The sequence below is a fragment of the Croceicoccus sp. YJ47 genome (assembly GCF_016745095.1).
GTDB lineage: Bacteria > Pseudomonadota > Alphaproteobacteria > Sphingomonadales > Sphingomonadaceae > Croceicoccus.
Genome location: NZ_CP067087.1, coordinates 171,736 through 189,980, shown reverse-complemented (window position 1 = coordinate 189,980; position 18,245 = coordinate 171,736). Strand labels below are relative to the sequence as shown.

Genomic DNA, 18,245 nt, shown 5'->3' with positions numbered 1-18,245 from the left:
GAGATTCCATCTGGTAAATTTGGAACTCGGGGGCTGTCGAGAGAGATTTGTTCTAATTGAACAACATCACCAGCCTTGCAATTATTAGTCGAAGGCGGAGCGGAATAACCACTTGCAGGCGGAATATTATGAGTGGTGCATGCGGCAACCGCAACAACCGATAGCGAAACCAGAGCGAGGCGACACATAATCCAATGGTGGCATGGCAGTAGGATGACCGCAATAAGGGTCGCAAGTGGAATGGCGGATTTTGGGCGTAAAATGCGTTTAGCTGCCCTGTCCGCTATCGGGGATGACGGCGCGAGTTGCGAACGACTGAAATTGGGGTGGAAACCGGCCTTTACGCTGCGGCAGCCAGAGGAAGAAACTCTTTGACCACCGCGCTGGCGTGCTCAATCCATGCTTCCTTTTCCCCAACCGGAGCAACGTAGTGAATTGCCTCTGACGCGTCCTGCCAAGATGCTCCGCGAGCAATCATCCAGGCGGCCAGATATTGGGAGGACAGGCAGCCGCCAGCCGTAGCGACATTGCCCTGGGCTACGAACGGCGCGTCGATTACCGTCACGCCAGCCTCTATGACCCAGGGTTTCGTGGTAAGGTCCGTGCAGGCGGGAAGATTGCCCACTAACCCCAGCTTCGCCAACAGCAATGTTCCAGAGCACTGTGCGCCAATAAGTTGCCGCTTTGGATCAAGTTCAAGCTGTTGGAGCAGAACAGGATCGGCAGCAATTTCCCGCGTTCTGATACCGCTTCCGATGAGCACCGCATCTGCTTCAACTGCGAACGACAAGGGCCGTTGGCGTGTGATCGTAACGCCGTTCATCGAGGTCACCTGCTCTGTGGGCGAAGTGATATATGCGGCCCAGCCTTTCGACTTCATCCGATTGAGGATGCCAGCGGCGATGAACGAGTCCAACTCGTTGAAGCCGTCGAAAGTGAGCACAGCGATTTGCATAACGAATACCCCTGAAAATTGCCTCCTGTCGTAGCGCTTTGTGATTGGCATGGAAATGTCTGTAGTCAGGGTCGTTAGCCGCTAGGCTGCTTTTGGCGCATCAAGCGCAATAGCCGCCCGTCCGCTCCAAGGCGTCGCAACAAAGCTTCCGAATGTCTCACCTTGGGGTGGTTTTACGACTGTTGGCGTTGTCTAGCGAATGCGTGAATCGGCCTCTTGGAGTTTGAGATGGAGGAACTGATTGAACTCGCTTTCCTCGTAATCGCCGAATGCGTCACCCTTCACGAAGCCGCGCCGACGATAGAGCGTGAGCGCTGGCTCGAAGGCATCGCCGCTTCCTGTTTCGAGGCTTAGCCGTTCGACACCGCGATCCGCTGCGGTATCGATAATCGTTTCCAGTATTGCGGCGGCAGCACCACGTCTCAGAAAGTCCGGATGGGTCCGCATGGATTTAACCTCGGCCATTCGATCACTCAGCATCTTCAACGCGCCGACCGCGGCGATCCGATTTCCAGCCCGGGCCGTCCAGACTGTCACCTCGGGCGATTGAAGCCCGGTAAGATCGAGAGCGAAAACGTTGCCAGCAGGAGAATGCGAATACATCCCGGCAAGGTGCAAGGCGAGTAATTCCCGCGTTTCATTTGAGGAGAGATCATCCTCTTGAACTTCGAACATCAACCGAACCTCGATTATCTGTTGGCTTCGTGACCGCTTACCGGCAGCGCTGCAAGTCCGATCAATGTCCGCGATCAGGGTCGTTGCCGGAAAGTCCACTTTTGATAAGTCCGCCACCGAAAGCTGCCGTTCGTTCTTGCATCGCACGGTTCGCCCGGGTCGCAATATTGCGGCCCGGCGCCTCAATACGATGCGGCGCTGTTCACAGCTTGTTTGGCGACTGTCTGCGCGCTCATTTCAGTATGCCCAGAAGCGATTGCAATCCAACGGGTCAAGCGCCGGATCGCGTAGCCGGCGATCCGCCTCACGCCGCGCCTGCTCGACTGCGCATTTGCTGGCGCGCTCCACGATCTGTTTTTCGGTCGCACCGCTACGTTCGCCGTAACGACGCAGGGCAGGATTGAACCTTTCCGGAACAGCAAAGGGATTACTGACGGAGGTGACACTCACGACTTTGTGGTTCCCGCAGGCTTCGGCCAGCGCCGGATCGGGATCGGAAGGTTCGTCATACCAACCTGTTGCTGCAGTCAGCCCCACGCGCACGTTGCCCATCGTGTTGGGTTCGTAGCGTGATCCGAACGCAAGGTAGCCTTCCTCATCCACGACAAGCGCGGTGGAGTACGGAAACAGGATCAGTGGATCATCATCCCCTTCACGGTCGAGGAAGAAGCATCCGTCGCGCAGCACGATCGGGTGCGCGCTACCCATGCTGAGCACATCACCTGCGGGCTCTGCTGGCTGAGGGAAGGCGCGGATATAATAAGAAAGCGCGGGCGGAACAGCCGGTCGGGCAAGTACGGGTTTATCGTTGACCGGATGGGGCGGCCATTTCCCGTCGAGATCCGAAAACGGCCGCGGAAGTGGCGCCTCGAGGATCGTGAGGCGGCCGGTCGGCTCTTGCGTGGCGCCACGCGGCATTGCCATAGGCTCGAGGCACGCCTCTGTGTTCCTTCCGGATTCCGTGATGATCTTGCCGTTCTCGTCAAAGCTGCACAGCAGCGCCGCGTCGTCGGTGCGCGAACAGGCAGCGGTCAGTGCGGCGAGAGGCAATAAAAGGGCGAACCGTATCATCGCGCCCTGTCTCCCGTCAGGACATGGTCTCCGCCTGCGACGATCAATTCGCCGTTGGGGCCGATCAAAAAGTGCGGATCGGCGCGCATGAGTGCGGCGAAGGCGTCGTCTCGGGCCGCGTATTGGGGTGAGCAATTCTGCTCCGTACTGGCAATGTCGCCTTCGACGATCAATCGGTTGCCCTCGCTTTGGTACGTGCCAAACAGGGTCGCGCAGGATGCAAGTCCCCGCCACGTGTCCGCATAAAATCTCAGATGCCGGTCCAACGGGCTCGAACTTGTCGTCTCGCCGTCCAGTGCGCGGACGGTCCATTCTGTGTTGGCAAGCCCCTTGGAAACCGGATCGCGAATTGGGATGCGCATCGGATCGGGTGAGCGATCCAGTGGCTGCGCACCGTCATCGCGGGTTAGTTCGATCGCATGCTCTCCAGACCTCAGGCGCAATCTGTCCCCGGCTAACCGGACCTGCGGATAGGCCCGGAACAGTTCGGCAATCGCATTTTCCCAAGTGGCCAGCGGCGCGATGCAGGCCATCGCATCTCCGCCCCAGCTATGCACCGCGATGCGCCCTTCGGCATAGAGCGTGGTGCCGCCAAAGCGATTGCAACCCACCGATCCGCCGGCTGCATCTGCTGAGAAAGCAAGGTAGGGTTCGCTCTCCGCAGTCGGCAGCGCTTCGCCGTCGATGCTGACGATGCGCCACCTGCCAGCTATATCCTCCAGCGCAGGCGTTTCCTGAATGGCAGCGTCGGCAGAGGCATTGCGCGCCTGCTCGTCAGCCTGCGGGCTGCAGGCGGCAAGCCCGATTGGCAGCAGACAGGCCGGCATTCTCATCGCGGCATCGCTTTGAGGATCACATCGCCCTCCGGCAGCGGTACGGTATACTCCGGGTTTTCGGGGCAAGTGCTCACACAAATGACGTCGGGGAAGGAGTTGGCATCGATCCACTGCGCGACTTGCGCGACCACAGGCTCCGTGATCGGATTCCCGTCGGGCAAGTCGCCGGGGCAAGCGATCGCGTTTGCGAAAGCCATGGTCCTGCCGCCTTCGCTTATCGCACCGACAGGCGTGCAGCCATCATGGAACGCGGTCACACCGCCATAACCATTCGGATTGGCCAAATTCGTGCTGCCGTCGTATTCGATCCAGAGGCGCGTGGGATCGGGCAGCACGCGATCGCCGATGCGGGTTATGAAATAGCGCCGCACCGTCGGATTGCCGAAACTGTCGGTCGACCTGGGCGGCGCGATCCGGGCCATCCCGTGATCGACCTGCACCGCCAAAGCGCGTGCGTGTTCGACTGTCGTCCCAACATCGCTGGCCGCCCCCAGCACGTCCGCGCCTTCCACCGCTTCGGCCAGCCTGCCATCGACAATCCGCATCAGCGGCAGTGTCATTTGCACAACGCGCGTGTCGAAAGACGGGGGGTCGCCTGCCACCAGACGCCCGGCGAGATAGCCGGTACGGCTCGCCAGCAGCAGCACCTCCTCTCCCGGTTCGGGCGTGATGACGGGCGAGCGGCTCTTGCCCTCCAGCGGTGGCATCCGCACGATCAGCAGGTCGCCGTTATGATTTTCGCCGCGCCAGCCTTCACGCACGCGGTAAAGGTAATCGAGTGACAGGCCGTCACTGCGGTCGACCGGGCGGATGCCTTCCAGCACCGCCCGCACGACGATGGGCGCAATTGCAAAGCGTTCGGCAAGACTGCGCGCTTCCGTGCCGGGAGCAGGCAGCAGCCCCGCCCCCTGCGCCTGTGCGTAGTGCCAGGCGGTCATTCCGGCGAAAGCAAGAGCGCGCGGATCGACGGGATTCTCCACGCGGGGCATTCCCTCGCCGCCCAGGCCGACGGCCCTCAGCGCCAGCCCGACGCGCTGTTCGGCAGGCATCGCTGCCGCCTTTTCGGCAAGCTCGGCCGCCAGGGGATGCGGCGCGATGGCCTCGGCATCAACCGCAAGTTCCGGATAACGCGCGGCGGGCACGAGTGTCGCCTGCGCTCTTCCGATCCTCACCGTCATGCGGGTCTCCACCAGATCGGCGCGGTAGCTTGCTTCGGCACCGAGCTTCGCCAATTCGTCGCCCAACGTCTCAACACGGCAACTTGCGCTCATCCGGTAGTATGAGCCACCCGTGCGCACTTCCCCGTCGCGGTCGGTGTGCCAGCCATTGGCCGCAAAATCGCAGTTTTCGGCATCCACGCTGTATTCCGACCCGAAGGTGACGCGGGTCAGCTCCTCGCCGCGATGGGGCCTGCCGCGTCGGTCCGCGAGCAGCCACTCACCGCGCACGAAATTTTCGCGCGGGACGGTCGCTGCCACGTCGACCCTGGTGAAAACCCATGTCTCACCACCGCGCTCGATCCTGATGGTGTCGTCATCGACCGGCACGATGCGCACTTCGCCTGCATCGAACGGGGCGAGCCGCCCCTGCGGTTGGCAATTTGAGGCAAGGGGCGTGTAATCGTCCAGTGCGTATCGCCCATCGCTCAGATCGCGCATCTGTCCCTGTGTCAGTTCGCAGCCGCTACCAAACGAGAACATCGGGCTCCAGATCGTGAGCCGGTCTTCCGGCGAGACACCTGGGCCGGACATCTGCCGCCATTCGCCATAGAGCGCCTTCACGGCATCGGTGATCGGCGCAAGCCCGCCCGGCTCCGACGGCGGCGGCGCAGGGGGCAGAGGTGTCGGCAGCGCCTCGCGCGAAGGGCCGGCGACGGCGCAAGCAGCCAGCAGCATTGGCGCGGAGACGACGCAAGGGACAAACACGGCGATCTTATGCCTCATCGACATATTCCTTGCAGAGCGCCTCGGCCCCCGATGGTCCGGGTGCGGGTGGAGGGGGCGGCGCTGCCGGTTGCATCTGTTCCGGGCCAGGCAGCGGAGCGGGCGGTGGCGCAATGATCGAGCAATCCTCACAATAGTCGGGCGGCGGAACGAAGTCCGGCGGCGGCGGCGGGAACATCAGCGCGCATTCCTGGCTTGCGGCGCGCATGGTCACACTGGCGAGAGTCTGCAACACCGCGTCGCAATCTTCGTCGTCATGGCAGGTGCCCCAGAAGATCGGCTCTTCCTCTTCCCGCCAGATCGCCACTGCCGAACTTTCCGATCCACCATAATGGTTGGTGATGAGATAGCGCCTGCCGCCATCATCCAACATCTTGCGAAAGGCGGGCCTGCCGTTGATGGTGATGGGCTCGCCCCATTCGTCGTCCGTCATTGCCTTGCCGAAATGATCGAGGACGTAATCAAAGCGCAGGGTGCCTGATCGCCAGACCGCATGCACGCTATCGTCACCCAAAGGGCATTCGCTGGCACGGTTGGGGCAGGTTTCCGTGTCGCCCTCGAATTCCAGACCAGCCGGGAAAAAGAAGCTCATCCCGCCCAGCGAAATGCCCGAGGTCGGGATGATTTCCGGCTCTGGAACGATAATGTCGTTCGGCTCGCCGCATCCTGTCAGGACGGCGCATATCAGGAGGGGAGAAATGATCGCCCGTCTCACGGCAAAGTCCCCTGCCTGTTGCCTGCGCCGCCGTTGAGCAGCCAGATATCGCGCTCGATCCGCTGCATGGCGGCGAAAGTCTCTGCTTCGTCCGCGCCGTCCACTTGCGGCAGGCGGTCGGGTTGCCGGTCGAGCGGGGCGATGCGCGTGACGAAGGGCTTGCCGGCCAGGGCGTGTGGATCGCCCGCCACTTCGACCGCAATGAGGCGCGGGGAGGCTTTCGCCTGCTGTATATCGCGCACCGAGCGGGTGAAGGCCTGCGCGACTTCATAGCCGAGCCCGGTTCCGTAGCGTCGCAGCGGGGAGAGCTTCGCGCGCAGGAACTCCGCCGCGCCGTGATGCGGGTCGCCGATTTGGCCACGTTGACTCTGCGCGAGATAATCCGTTGCGCTGGCCAACCACGGGGCGGCCTGCTCGTGCGGCGACGGGCGCACTTCTTCGATGAACGCGCCGCGCGCATAATAGGCCGCGCGGATCGTCGCCCCGGCGGCGCGCAAGTCGCGTTCCACGCGGGCCGGGTCGGTATCGGGCGTGATATGCAGCAGCCTTGGTGCAGTGTCCGGCACATTTCCATCAGCCGCAAGTCGAACCGAATAGAGCCAGAAATCCTCATCGGACAACGTTACCGGCACGAAGCCAAAGGCGGGATAATTGGGTGAAGCTGTCTTGCCGTCGCTCATCGTGAGCCTGTTGAGCACCCGGCCTTCCGCATCGCGCAGGACGACGTAGAAGCGTCCGGTCTCGGCCATCAGTGCAGGCGGGCTGCAACTGGTCATAGGCGGCGGTGGTGGCGGGGGACTGCCGGGAGCGGTCGCCTGCGGAAAGAGTAAGGTCGGTCGTTCCTCCGTATAGCTGAACGGCGTGACCTGCCCCGTTTCGCTGGTGAAATGCTGCAAGGGGGCGCTGAATATCCGCTCCTTGTCCGATGAAAAGGTCAGAGGGCTTCCGAAAACGATAAAGCGGTCGGCGCTGTTGCCTTTGAAGCGGGCGATGGTGCGCAGGGTGATGATCCCGGTTGGCCTCTCGCCACCGCCCCGCGTTCCATCGTCCTCGACCAGTACCAGATCGGCATAGGTCGCGGCGGTCAGCATCTCCTTCGCGAAATACTGGCCACTGGTATAGCCGACGTCTTCGGGATGCTGCGTGTAAACGCAGGCCTGCGCCTCTTGCGGTAGCGCCAGCGCGGCAAGCGCGACAATTGGCAGAACCCCGCGCATCACTGCTTGTCTCCTGCTTGCGCCAAACCCAATGCGTGCTGGATCGGGGCAATCCGCTCGCGCAGTTCATCGAGCGCTACGGGTTCAGGGAAACCGGATACGGGGCGGACCATACCGTCATCGTCCAGAAGTGACGGCGCCATCCACGGCACGTTGACGTACCACTTGCCGTCGGTACGCGCCGCACCTTCGCCGCCCTGCACATAGGCGGAATGGCGATAGAGCGCGTCGCTGAGATGCAGGACCCAGCGCGATCCCGGTTCGAGCGAATTTGGCAGGCCGGGCAGCAGCGTCGGATCGTCCATCCCCTGCCCATAGCGGGTCACGCCCGCGGCATCGGTACGCATGCCGGAGGCAAGGCGCTGGCGCAGCTCGTCGCCCGGTTTCGCACTGCCTTTCAACACCTCGACCACGCGCCAGCGGACGCTCGAAGAAAAGCCGTCGGTCCCTTCGTCCGCTATGTCGATCCCCGCCGGCTCGGCAACCACGATATCGGTTGCGGTCATGGCCCGTTTTTCGATCGTCTGCCGACCGTTCATCGCGTCGAGCGCCTCGATCGGGTCGAAGCCCGCTGCGCGCAATTTACGAATGCTGTCGAGTGTGAGGCCGTAAGCGATCAGGAAATGCGTCTGCTGGAGCGACCCGGCTTTCGACGGCCTGCGCAATTCCTGCCGCGATACAGGCGTCCCGGGCGGGGGCGGTTCGAAATAGGGGAGCGGAGTTTCCTCCACCAGCGCGCGGATCGCGGCGAAATCGGGATGCGCCTCCAGCGGATACCAGATCGCCTCGGGATCGCTGCGGATCGGGATATCCTGCCGGTAGATCGCGCTCTGGCTCTCCGCCGCGATGCGGACCAGCGCGGGGAAACGCAGCTTTCCGGCAATTGCCGCCTTTGACAATGCAGCGATATCCGCCGGGCGTACTTCGACCGTCCCGCCAAGCGGATCGACAGCGACTTGCGCCTCGACCCCGGCAGCCTCCAGCTGGGCGGCGATATCGGCGCGCGCTTCCTCCAGCGCATTTGCTCCCTGCGGCACGACTTGCGCAGCCACGAAATTTTGCAGCGTAGAGGGAACCAGTGCCTCTTTCGTCACGGCATCGGTGTGAAAGATGTGCGCGGTGCCCTGACCCTCGTCGATCCAGATTGCCGCGACCACATCGCCGCGATCCGCCAGCAAATCAGCTCGCCACGTCTGCAGATCGGCAAGCAGCGCCATATCGGCCTCGTAATCCGCCTGTGCAGCAGCTTTGTTGCCCAGCTCGGCCTGCCTGCGTGCGATGCCTTCCTCGCGCTGCTGCTGGTCCCACACCTCGCGGGGGACGATGCCGCGCACCACGCGATAGGGGCCCGGGGCAGCCATTTGCGCCGACGACGTCCTTTGGCGGTTCGACCTCGCCGGGTTGCAAGCCCATCAGCACCACGTCGCTGCCGACATAAACCTTTGCGCCGGAAAAGCGGTTCATCACCGCCACCGTGCCGGGGTCGGAGATTTCCAGCGCCATGCTCTGTTCCCAGATCGCGATTTTCGGCTCCTCGCCTTCAGGGTAAAGCCAAAGGCAGCCGTTGCGCAGCTCAAGGCGGGCGCGCACATCCGGAACTCCCACCAATGTGCGAGGCATCCCATCGGTGCGATTGGCGAACTGCGGGAAGCCCTTCACGCGCGTGTCGCCTGCCGGAATGGGCGGCGCGGGAAACGGGAATGGTGCAGGTTCCTTGAACACGACATAGCCGGGAAGGTCGAACTCGCCGCGCGCGGCAGCCTCGCGGATCGGGTCGGCGCTTTGCCCCAGATCGATCTCGACCGTCCCTTTGGTAATGTCGGAACCGGCGCCGAACCAGTTGATTCCCATCTGCCGAAGAAGCGCGACCATGCGATCCTGCGTCGCGCGCAATTCCACCAGCGTCGGACCGGGACGCTCCACCGGAATGTAGATCGGATCGCTGGTATATTTCGCCAGCGTTTCCGCCGCATTGCGGGTGAACGCCACTGCCACGCCATAGACCGGCTGATGCTGGATCCACAGCCCGGCGAAACTGTCCGGCTCCTTCTCCATCAGCATGACCTGGAGTGAACCCGGATCGGCATCGGGCGCGGTATCGGGGCGCGGCCCCGGCTCTGTGCGGGGGGCCAATCGCACCGCGGTTCTGAATTTCCATCCGCCGCTGCGCCTCTTCCACGCTCACGCAATAGGCGCGCGCATACCAGGCGTTTTCCGCATACTGGCCCTTATAATTCTCGATCGCCTCGATCTCTTCCATGGTGAGATCGGGGCAGGCCTCGAAGAGTGGTTTTTCATCCTGCGCAAGAGCGGGCCCTGCCAAAGCGATTGCCGCCAGTGGTAAAATTACGTGCTTCATTCCTGTACCGGCTCCAAATGGTGCAACCGCGTCACATCATGTTTGGGGCACGCCGGAGGGATCGTAACACCATAGAAACGCTCGATCTCGCGAATGGACCATCCTCGCCCGGCGTCACGCAGGATTGCCGCGCCGCCTGTGATGCGCGCACCGAAGCGAATGCTGTTGCCGGTCGCCGGGTCGAACACGCCATCGCCCGTCGGCAGCAGGGTGACGCCCCGATCGAACAGCACAGTGCTGTTGCCGTTGCGCGTAACAATGCACCCGTCGATCGCTGCGATGGAGCCATGAAACTGCGCCTCGCCGCCAAAACCATTGCTGTCGATGGTGATGGGCTGCGCTTCGGTCATGGCCGTTGCGCGGCCAGCCAGCGCATGCCGATGGCCAGCATCACAGCCGTTTTCCTGTTCTTGATCACGACTGGCTCCCCGTTCCATCAGGTGCCGGCTGCCGAGGCATTACCAGCGTGACCTGCGCGCAAAGCTGGGGTTCGGCCGCGCTGGCCCGCAGGCGACGATCCGCGATGATCTGTTCCTGTTCCGCGACGCAGTCATTGGCATGTTTCATCGCCTCTGCATCGCTGAGGTCGTGTTCCTGCGCATATTGCTTCACCGCGAACCAGTCGCCGCCATATCCTGCCGCCTGGTCGAGCGATTTGACGAGAACCACACGATGTTGGCCGCAAGCTTCGATCAACTCGGCGGGCGGATTGGCCATCTCGCTACGATAGCCGAGTTGCATCCGCGTGCCGACGCGCGCGAGCCGGGGCTGGTAGTTCGAATAGCGCGACCGAAAGGCCATGTGACCTTCGCTGTCGCGATAGACCCCGGTCCCAATGCCGAACATGGCGAGCGGGTCGGCAGCGCCTTCCTCATCGATGAAGAAGCATCCGTCGCGAAGTACGATGGCATCGAAGGTCGCGATATCGGGCGTGGCCCCGGCGATCCTGTCGCTCGCGGCAAAGTAACGGATATCGGACCGTACATCCTCGGTCAGCTGCGGGAGGTCGGGTACTGCATAGGCGCTGAAGCGCAGCAGCAGATTTGCCGGAATTTCCCAGCCACTCTCCCGGCGGAGGGCTTCGAAACGCGCTTCGGAAAGAGAGATATCGAGCCAAGGCACGCTCATATTGCCGAAGCCTTCGGAGGCAATTTCGCGACCGATCCTCTCGGCCCATTCGCGTGCGACCGTCTCTTGGTCGACGCGGGAAAAATCGCCCTGCGCGGCGACGAACAGGCGGTCTTGCGTGTAACGTCTCAGGCTGGCATCGGGCGCGCGCAGGAAATAGGCGACCCCGGTCAGTGAGCCTAGTCCGTCATTCTCCGGCCCGTCACGCCAGCGCCATTCGATCCCGCCGAAATTGCCCATCTCGCCCTTTTTGATCCGGCGAAGCACGGGCAGGTTCCGTTCTTCGATCCGGTCGGCGAGGATTGTGCGGCGGTCCTGCAAAGTGGGGGAATAGGGTTCCGGCCCTAACCGCTCGAACGGCGCATAGATCGGCGCTTCCAGTATGGTGGCGAAAGCGCCCGCCTCCTTTTGCGCATCCGCAGCGGAGTAATCCGTGCATGCCGCCAGAGCGCATGAAAGAATGACGGCAATCCAAATCAAGACGCGGTCCTCCAATGTAACAAGGTAACATTAAGGAGGTCATTGTGAACCCAGGATAAATCGCCACGATAGGCTGATCCGCTTCACTCAACGGGCTTTTCGCATATTTGTGACGGTTGTCTTTGAAGGCTTTGGTATGATGGTCGATAAGCCCACCCCTCGCGATCGTTTTCAATTCGAGCATGGAAGCACCCGGGCGCTGAACAAAACCGGCGAGTCCGCAATCGGCCCAGATTTTGTCCAAAATCTCATACCCGTTGGGATCGCATTCTGGTCGACGGAAACAGCCGTTTGTGGGCGGAAACCTGCCGATCCGCGTTTCTGGAGCAGAACAATCGAAAACCGATATTCCTCATTCATGGACAGCTTCCTGATCGTCCCTGAGACCGAGTTCCCCCAACGCGAAATTGCCTGCCGTCAGTTTTTGACCAGGCTTCATCAGCAGGCAGCGACCGTAATACGCCGCGGGAGCGCTATTCTTTTCCTCGAACGTCACGGCGGTCGCGATCGCATCGCGGCAAGGCCCCGCATCTAAGTTGGCGCGTGCTTCGGCGGAGTAGGTCGGGGCCACAAAATCGTCGTAGGCAAGGGACAGCGGATTGCCGCTCCGCGAGGGAGTGAGATAGAGAGTGCGGAAAGCGTCGAGCCAACCCGTCAGCGCCATCGTTCTGTGCTCTTCTTCGGAAGAGCGATCCACGAACGCCCATTTGAGCCCTTCGGGCGCTGAGGTTTCGAACGCCGCGACTAGCGTCTCCAGCCACGGGCCGTTTCGGTTTCCGACGCCTTCGTCGCCCATCGTAAAGTACACGCGGCGGTTCGAGGCATCTTGTTGGGCCAACCTAGCAGCAGCCTCGTCCACGATCCGTCCGCCATCCCACCAGACGCTGGGCGTCAATGCGATATAATCATCGAACAGTTCGGGCGTTGCCAGAAAAGTATCGATGACGAACAGACCGCCCAACGACACCGATGTCAGCGCTTTGCGCCCGGTCCGATAGCGTCCGGTCGCCCATGGGATGACGTCGGTCTCGAGATAGCGTCGAAACTGGTCGGCCCCGCCCGGCACCATACGATCGCCAAACGCATCGCTCAGGCGCTCCGGATCGAGCCGGGTCCATTCCGGTGTAAGCTGGCGATAGCGATCCTTCGTTTGCACGCCGATAAGGATGAAGGGCTCAAAGCTGGTTGAGAACTCAGCTTCGGCGGCGATACCGGAAAGCAATTCAAAATCCTGGTCCGGCCCGCCGTCGACCGAGAATACCACCGGATAGCGCCGCTTCGGGGCATCCGCATATCCCCTCGGCAGTCGCACGGTAATGATTTGCTCATCGCCATAGACAGCCGAGTTAATGCGGTGGACCGAACCGATGACGATCGGGGTTCCATCTGGGTCGGAAAGTTCTGCATGATCGCTTTCCGGTTGCGCTATTGCCGGAGAACCAAAGACCATGCCCGCGAGCAAGAGATACCAGGATAAATGGCTATTGAACACCTTGCGACCTCCCCAGAAATTGCATTCACTTCAGTCTTGGCACTGGTTCTCTCGCAACGACGGCTTTCAGGCAAGGGTGACGCCCCACCGTACGTCCGCAATTAGGGCCATTTCCAGAACGGCGGGTTTCAAGCGGAAAATGCGATGAGCTGCCATGCCCACTACCGGAAACATCGGCGTGAGTAGCGAACGACAGGAAATGGGGTGGTTTTGCGACCTTCCGCTTCCAGGCACCGCTTGAGAGCAAGCTGACACTCAAGTATGGGTGGTGAGCTGGTCCCCCTTTATTACTGCGCTATTATCGTTGTAAAGCGCATCACTTACTTGCCGTCCCAGCCACAGGTTTTCGGATTGCGAAATGTTTGAAAAAATACGGTCGGCAGTCATATTCTCTACGCTTCTTACAATAGGGAGCAGCGTTGTTGCTCATGCCAGAACCGATGATGCCGCTTCGGCAATTCCGGCGCTGCTCGAACCTTTTGTAGAGAACGAACGACCGGCGATGGGCGACTACCGGTGGATGCGCGGCGATTTTCCCGAGGCGAGTGAACAAGATGTGCGGGTATCGCAGGCTGCGATGTCCTACGATGCGGAATGCTACGAGCGGCATCGCGCAGAAGTTGTCGCTGAACTGCGTTCCATGGGTATCGAACCTGTCGAAAAATCGGCCTCTTCCATCGTCTATGAATGCAGTGCGTTCAACCGCATGAAGGTAGCCGAAGGGACAACATGGGCGCAATTCCAGGACGCCCTCGCAACCGTTCGCCCACTCGTGAGCGGCATTGTCTATGCCAGCGACTACGCACTTCGGTCGTCGAATGATGACGATGCGTATCTTCCCGGGAGTTTACGCATACGTTTCGTAGCCGACCAGATGGTTCGTGGTGCCCTTATCGCGGCGTTTCGCCGGACGGAGATTTTCGCCGGTTTGGATGAATTGCAACAAAGCATTGCCGTGGACATGTTGAGCCAGCAAATGGCGAAGGCCGATGCGGCCAACAGCGAATTTTTGAAAGGGCTGATCGCGTCGGGTGCATGGCCGAAGATCAGCGTAGTGGGAGAGGAAGCTGCGCACGATGCTTGGCTACTCACTCAACATGCGGACGCAGATCCGGCATTACAGCTTGCCGCGCTCAGGCGAATGGAAGCGCTGCTCGACAATCAAGAGGTTTCGGCCAAGGATTACGCCTACCTCTATGATCGTGTGATGCTGAAAATTGCGGGGAAGCAGCGCTACGCCACACAGTTCGAATGCCGAGAGGGCTCGCGCGTGCCGCAAACTTTGGAGAGCACCATCGATTCTGCCGACCGCTACCGTGCTACCGCAGGGATGGAGACCGTCGCGCAAAATCTAGCGCGTATGGAGGACAGCTACGGTGCCTGCTCTCAAGCCTAAAGCTCCTCTTTTCTAGGTTCGCATACTTTCGAAAAAATATTTGCTACAGCTAGGTTGTACATCTAGCCACTCCTGCTCCCTCCAATGGAGGTTGCAATGCAATCGAAATTCGAATGCAGCTGACGTTGATGCGCCAACGTCTGCTTACGGCAAAGTCTCGAAATCTTCGTGGTGTTTGCAGATAGGGTCGCAAGCGGAATGGCGGGTTTTGGGTGTAAAATGCATTGAGCTGCCCTGTCCACTATCGGGGCCGACGGCACTAGATGCGAACGACAAAAAATGGGGTGGTTTGCCGACTGGCAGGTTTCAAGATTTGGAAGGTCGAAAACGGAGATTTGCCCAGGGCCGTGTTTCGTGGAACCGATGGTCAAGTTGAAATCGGCTTGAGCGCGAGAATGAGCGATGTTATTTAATGCGAATGACCCGCGTGACTGCAAAGCTTCAACAACAACGCCGCAATCTTGAGGCGGTGTTTGCGCGACTTCGGCTGATGTGGATAGGTTGAGACCATCCCGTTAGCTGGATTTGACCACCCCGCCCAATCGGCGGGGTTTTTCATGCCGGTTGGGCCTATTCTTAGGACAACAGGACAATGCGGAAAATCGACGAAACAGCCATCAAACGTGTCGCATCGGGCGTGATCGACTGCACACTACCGAAGAGCGAATGGACACATGCAGGTCACTTCGCTGCCGCGCTTTGGCTTTGTCGCCATCGCCGCGATCTTACCGAAGCGGACGAAATACGGATGCTGATTTCGCGCTATAACGAGGCTACCAATACCGCAAACACCGATACAGGTGGCTATCATCATACTGTTACCTTGGCATCTATGCGCGGGGCGGGTGACTTTTTGGCCAGCTACCCCGAAGACGTGCCCCTCAGTGACGTGCATTACGCCTTGATGGCATCTCGATACGGCGACCCAGATTGGCTGCTCAAATATTGGAGCCGCGAAGTGCTATTCAGTGTGTCAGCACGCCGGGGTTGGGTCGACCCCGATCTGTCGTCATTGCCCTTCTGATGACCGGAGCGCGAAAATCGCGAAGAGGCGCGCTAGGCGATTGGCTGCTCTAAATCGGGTTTCTCATTAGTCCGGTTGTTTGCAACTGGGGTCTTCAGCAGCTAGCCCGCTACCTGTGCGTCTAGAGCGATAGCCGCCTGTCTGTTTCTAAATACCGCGACAGGGCATCCGAATGTCTGAGATTGGGGGGTCTGTTGACTTCGGTCAGGCAGGCGGCTGACCTTCCTCTTTGGTCAGCGTCATAGGAACGGCGCTAAGATAGCCCGCACGGTTAAGTCGATTTAAGACGTCTTTCAATGATAAGGCCGTCTCGCTGTTCGTTCGCTCAAACCAAGCGCAGACTCGTCTTTGGGGCCGACTTTCAGTTCGAACGAGTTGCCAGCCTAATTTGTAAAGTTTCTTCTCGGCGCGTGATAATAGCCAATCTGCCAAACAGATCTTCAGTTGATTAACGTCTTCACAATCGAGGTTATCGATTTCCCGGTTGTTTCGACGAGTGCTGACCATCCATGCCGTTACTGTAAGTAGGACGATGACCAGCGCGATCACGATTTCATATAAGGTCATTGCTGCTCGCCTGACGAATGCACTTCTAGGCTATCGATCCGTTACAATGTCCGCAACGAGGTCGGATGCAAAATGGCCGCTTGCCGCATAAGTCGCGTCGAAAGCTGCCGATCTGGAAACGACCGGGTTCAAGCCCCCTGCGGCAACGCGGTTTCTGCAGGCGGTTGGCTGATGTCGGCGCTCGCGACTTCGTCGGTATGCACCTTGAATTCGATCAGTTTGGCGTTGCCGAACGCGGTCGTGATCGCGGCATCGGTAGCATCGCGGCCCCGGGCCATGGTGATGCGGCCTATGCGGGGGCGATTGTGCCTTGCGTCGAGGGCATACCACCGGCCGCCCAGATAGACCTCGAACCAGGCTGAGAAATCCATCGGTGCGTCGATCGGATCGATGCCAATATCGCCCAAGTACCCGGTGCAGTAGCGGGCGGGAATATTGACGGCCCGGCATAGCGTGATCGCCAGGTGTGCGAAGTCGCGGCACACGCCGTAGCGTTCGATGAAAGCCATACGGGCCGTGCGCTGGTCGTCAGCCTTCATGTAATCGAATGATAATCGGTCATGCGCCGCATCGACGAGCGCCTGTACCCTGGCCCAGCCCGGAGCAGTCGACCGGGCAATCTCCCAAGCCTCGTTCGTCAGCAGGCTGACTTCGCAATAGCGCGAGCTCATCAGATAGATCAGCGTTTCGGGCGGCAGATCCTTGATCAGATGCTGCTGCGCATCGGTCACGACCGGATCGGATTTGCCGCTGTCTTCGATTACGAAATCGTTGCGGATCGTAATGCCGCCCTTCGGTATGACGAAGCGCGTGGCCCGATTGCCGAAATGATCGTTGAAATGCTCGATGGGAACCTGCGGCTCTACTTTCAGCCGGTCCGGCGTCAGCAAGTCGGCTTCGCGTTCGGGCCTTACATTGAGGAGCGCCACCACCGGCACGTCCTGGTCGGTTTCGAAGGCGATATCGTACCCGGCCCTGATCAGCATGTTGGTTGCTCCGTCGTTTCGAAATCGGGATGTTCGGTATCCATCCCGATGTGCTTGATGCGCACGTCGACATCCATGTCGATCTGGCTGCCCTTCTGGCCTAGCCACGTTCCCGAGAGCGGCCTGGCCTGTTGCGGATCGCGGGCGACCGCAACGCGGATGAGCCCGCGATTGCCGATGATGGCATTCGTCGGATCGAACTCGATCCATCCCGATCCGGGTAGGAACACGCGTACCCAGGCATGGGTGCTGTGCCCGCCTATCCGCGCGCCCGAACCTGCAGGCGTATAGGTATAGCCCGACACGAACCGCGCGGCGAGGCCAAGGGCGCGTACTCCTTCCATCATCAGCACCGCAAAATCGCGACACGTGCCGCCGCCTTTCGAAAGGGTGAAAAGCGGGGTCTGGATGCCCTTTTCCTCGCGCCGGCTATAGGAAAAGTCGCGCTTGATCGTTTCGGTCATGTCGGTGAGCAGTTCAAGCGTTGGTCGCGATCGACCGCAGGGAAGGAAGCCGTGTGCCCAGCCATCGATGGTGCGATCGGGATCGGGGTATTGCCGCTCGATCGAACGCAGCAGGTCGGGCATGTCGGCGGCCGAATAGGTGAACGGATAGGTTGCTGCGTAATCCTCGACTGCGATGGCTTCCGGCTCGGTGGGGATATGCTCGACTTCGGCAAAGCCGCGGACTTCCAGCGTTTCCGCCCGCGTCGACGGAGCGAAAGTGGCGATGGCCACCGCGTTACCGAACACATCCTGCAACCAGCGGAGCCGCTCGGGCTCGGGGCTTATCGTCAGTTCGGCGGCCAGCAGCCGCTGGTCGAAACTTTCGCGTGGGCGAACGAGGATGCGATGCTCGCCAAAGGCCACGTCCCGCAGATAGCGATAGCGTGTGACATGATTGATCGATACTGTCGGCATTTCGCAAAGCAGCTTTTATGGCGATACATGGCGACAACAATCTGTTGGGACCATACGATCCCGAACCGGTCGTGATTTCCGGATCGGCCACAGTGGAAAGCCGCATCCTGCTGCTGGGCGGCCAAGCGAGAGGCGCCAATCCGACAGGTCTGAACGGCATTTTCAGAAGGAGTGTACCTCTGGCAAAAGCCGCGGTGCAGGGTAGGGGAAGTGGATGCCCCGAGCCAAGTGACCAGCCAACCCGTTTCGGTATTTCCATTCTTTGCCGGAAGTGATCCGACTGGTCGTTATGATGTATGTCCGCTCTCCGCTTTGCTCCGGAACGTCGAAGATCTCCTGTCCGAACGCGGCATCGACATATGTCATGAAACGGTGCGGTTGTGGAACAGGTTTGGTTCAATGTTCGCGGCTTATCTGCAAGACCACGCAGGTGTGGCTCGTCCGCCCCGCCGAAGACATGGCAAAGCACTGACTTGGAAAT

The 18,245-nt window shown here is 60.5% G+C and carries 16 protein-coding genes; 2 read left to right on the top strand and 14 right to left on the bottom strand.

All coding sequences use genetic code 11. The features are described 5' to 3' along the window. Nucleotides 1-340: 340 nt before the first annotated feature. From JD971_RS00805 to JD971_RS00755, 11 genes are all read right to left on the bottom strand, one after another. The gene (locus JD971_RS00805) at nt 341-955 is read right to left on the bottom strand and encodes a DJ-1/PfpI family protein (RefSeq protein WP_202085294.1); all 615 of its coding nucleotides are present in this window, start codon (nt 953-955) and stop codon (nt 341-343) included. 192 nt (nt 956-1,147) lie between these two features. Then, entirely contained in the window at nt 1,148-1,630 is a 483-nt protein-coding gene (locus JD971_RS00800; protein ID WP_202085293.1) for a GNAT family N-acetyltransferase, read from the bottom strand. A gap of 237 nt (nt 1,631-1,867) precedes the next feature. Continuing rightward, nucleotides 1,868-2,701, bottom strand: a complete 834-nt coding sequence (locus JD971_RS00795; RefSeq protein ID WP_202085292.1) for a hypothetical protein — start codon at nt 2,699-2,701, stop codon at nt 1,868-1,870. Beyond that, nucleotides 2,698-3,534 (bottom strand): META domain-containing protein, encoded by an 837-nt coding sequence (locus JD971_RS00790; RefSeq protein ID WP_202085291.1) that lies wholly within the window; start codon nt 3,532-3,534, stop codon nt 2,698-2,700. The genes JD971_RS00795 and JD971_RS00790 overlap by 4 nt, the downstream gene beginning before the upstream one ends. Next, nucleotides 3,531-5,318, bottom strand: a complete 1,788-nt coding sequence (locus JD971_RS00785) for a hypothetical protein (RefSeq protein WP_202085289.1) — start codon at nt 5,316-5,318, stop codon at nt 3,531-3,533. Before JD971_RS00785 ends, JD971_RS00790 begins: the two co-directional genes overlap by 4 nt. A 151-nt stretch (nt 5,319-5,469) precedes the next feature. Further along, nucleotides 5,470-6,195 (bottom strand): hypothetical protein, encoded by a 726-nt coding sequence (locus JD971_RS00780; protein ID WP_202085287.1) that lies wholly within the window; start codon nt 6,193-6,195, stop codon nt 5,470-5,472. After that, a complete protein-coding gene (locus tag JD971_RS00775; RefSeq protein WP_202085285.1) occupies nt 6,192-7,415 on the bottom strand; it encodes a hypothetical protein in 1,224 nt (407 codons plus the stop codon). The genes JD971_RS00780 and JD971_RS00775 overlap by 4 nt, the downstream gene beginning before the upstream one ends. Next, nucleotides 7,412-8,773, bottom strand: coding sequence for a hypothetical protein (locus JD971_RS00770; protein WP_202085283.1), 1,362 nt, complete (start codon nt 8,771-8,773; stop codon nt 7,412-7,414). The genes JD971_RS00775 and JD971_RS00770 overlap by 4 nt, the downstream gene beginning before the upstream one ends. A 994-nt stretch (nt 8,774-9,767) precedes the next feature. Then, complete coding sequence (locus JD971_RS00765) at nt 9,768-10,208, bottom strand: hypothetical protein (RefSeq protein WP_202085281.1); 441 nt, start codon at nt 10,206-10,208, stop codon at nt 9,768-9,770. After that, nucleotides 10,186-11,379 (bottom strand): hypothetical protein, encoded by a 1,194-nt coding sequence (locus tag JD971_RS00760; RefSeq protein WP_202085272.1) that lies wholly within the window; start codon nt 11,377-11,379, stop codon nt 10,186-10,188. Before JD971_RS00760 ends, JD971_RS00765 begins: the two co-directional genes overlap by 23 nt. Before the next feature lie 352 nt (nt 11,380-11,731). Further along, nucleotides 11,732-12,871 (bottom strand): alpha/beta hydrolase, encoded by a 1,140-nt coding sequence (locus tag JD971_RS00755; protein ID WP_202085270.1) that lies wholly within the window; start codon nt 12,869-12,871, stop codon nt 11,732-11,734. Between the two features lie 358 nt (nt 12,872-13,229). Between JD971_RS00755 and JD971_RS00750 the strand changes: the two genes are divergently transcribed. Together JD971_RS00750 and JD971_RS00745 are read left to right on the top strand one after the other, a co-directional pair. Continuing rightward, entirely contained in the window at nt 13,230-14,267 is a 1,038-nt protein-coding gene (locus JD971_RS00750) for a DUF6624 domain-containing protein (RefSeq protein ID WP_202085268.1), read from the top strand. 592 nt (nt 14,268-14,859) lie between these two features. Next, nucleotides 14,860-15,291: a hypothetical protein gene (locus JD971_RS00745; protein ID WP_202085266.1), complete on the top strand. Its 432-nt coding sequence runs from the start codon at nt 14,860-14,862 to the stop codon at nt 15,289-15,291. 204 nt (nt 15,292-15,495) lie between these two features. On the opposite strand, the gene JD971_RS00740 is transcribed toward JD971_RS00745, so the two are convergent. From JD971_RS00740 to JD971_RS00730, 3 genes are all read right to left on the bottom strand, one after another. Then, nucleotides 15,496-15,858: a hypothetical protein gene (locus JD971_RS00740; RefSeq protein ID WP_202085264.1), complete on the bottom strand. Its 363-nt coding sequence runs from the start codon at nt 15,856-15,858 to the stop codon at nt 15,496-15,498. Nucleotides 15,859-15,986: 128 nt separating this feature from the next. Then, a complete protein-coding gene (locus JD971_RS00735; RefSeq protein ID WP_202085262.1) occupies nt 15,987-16,844 on the bottom strand; it encodes a transglutaminase family protein in 858 nt (285 codons plus the stop codon). Beyond that, nucleotides 16,838-17,764, bottom strand: a complete 927-nt coding sequence (locus JD971_RS00730) for a transglutaminase family protein (RefSeq protein ID WP_202085260.1) — start codon at nt 17,762-17,764, stop codon at nt 16,838-16,840. Before JD971_RS00730 ends, JD971_RS00735 begins: the two co-directional genes overlap by 7 nt. Nucleotides 17,765-18,245 lie beyond the last annotated feature (481 nt).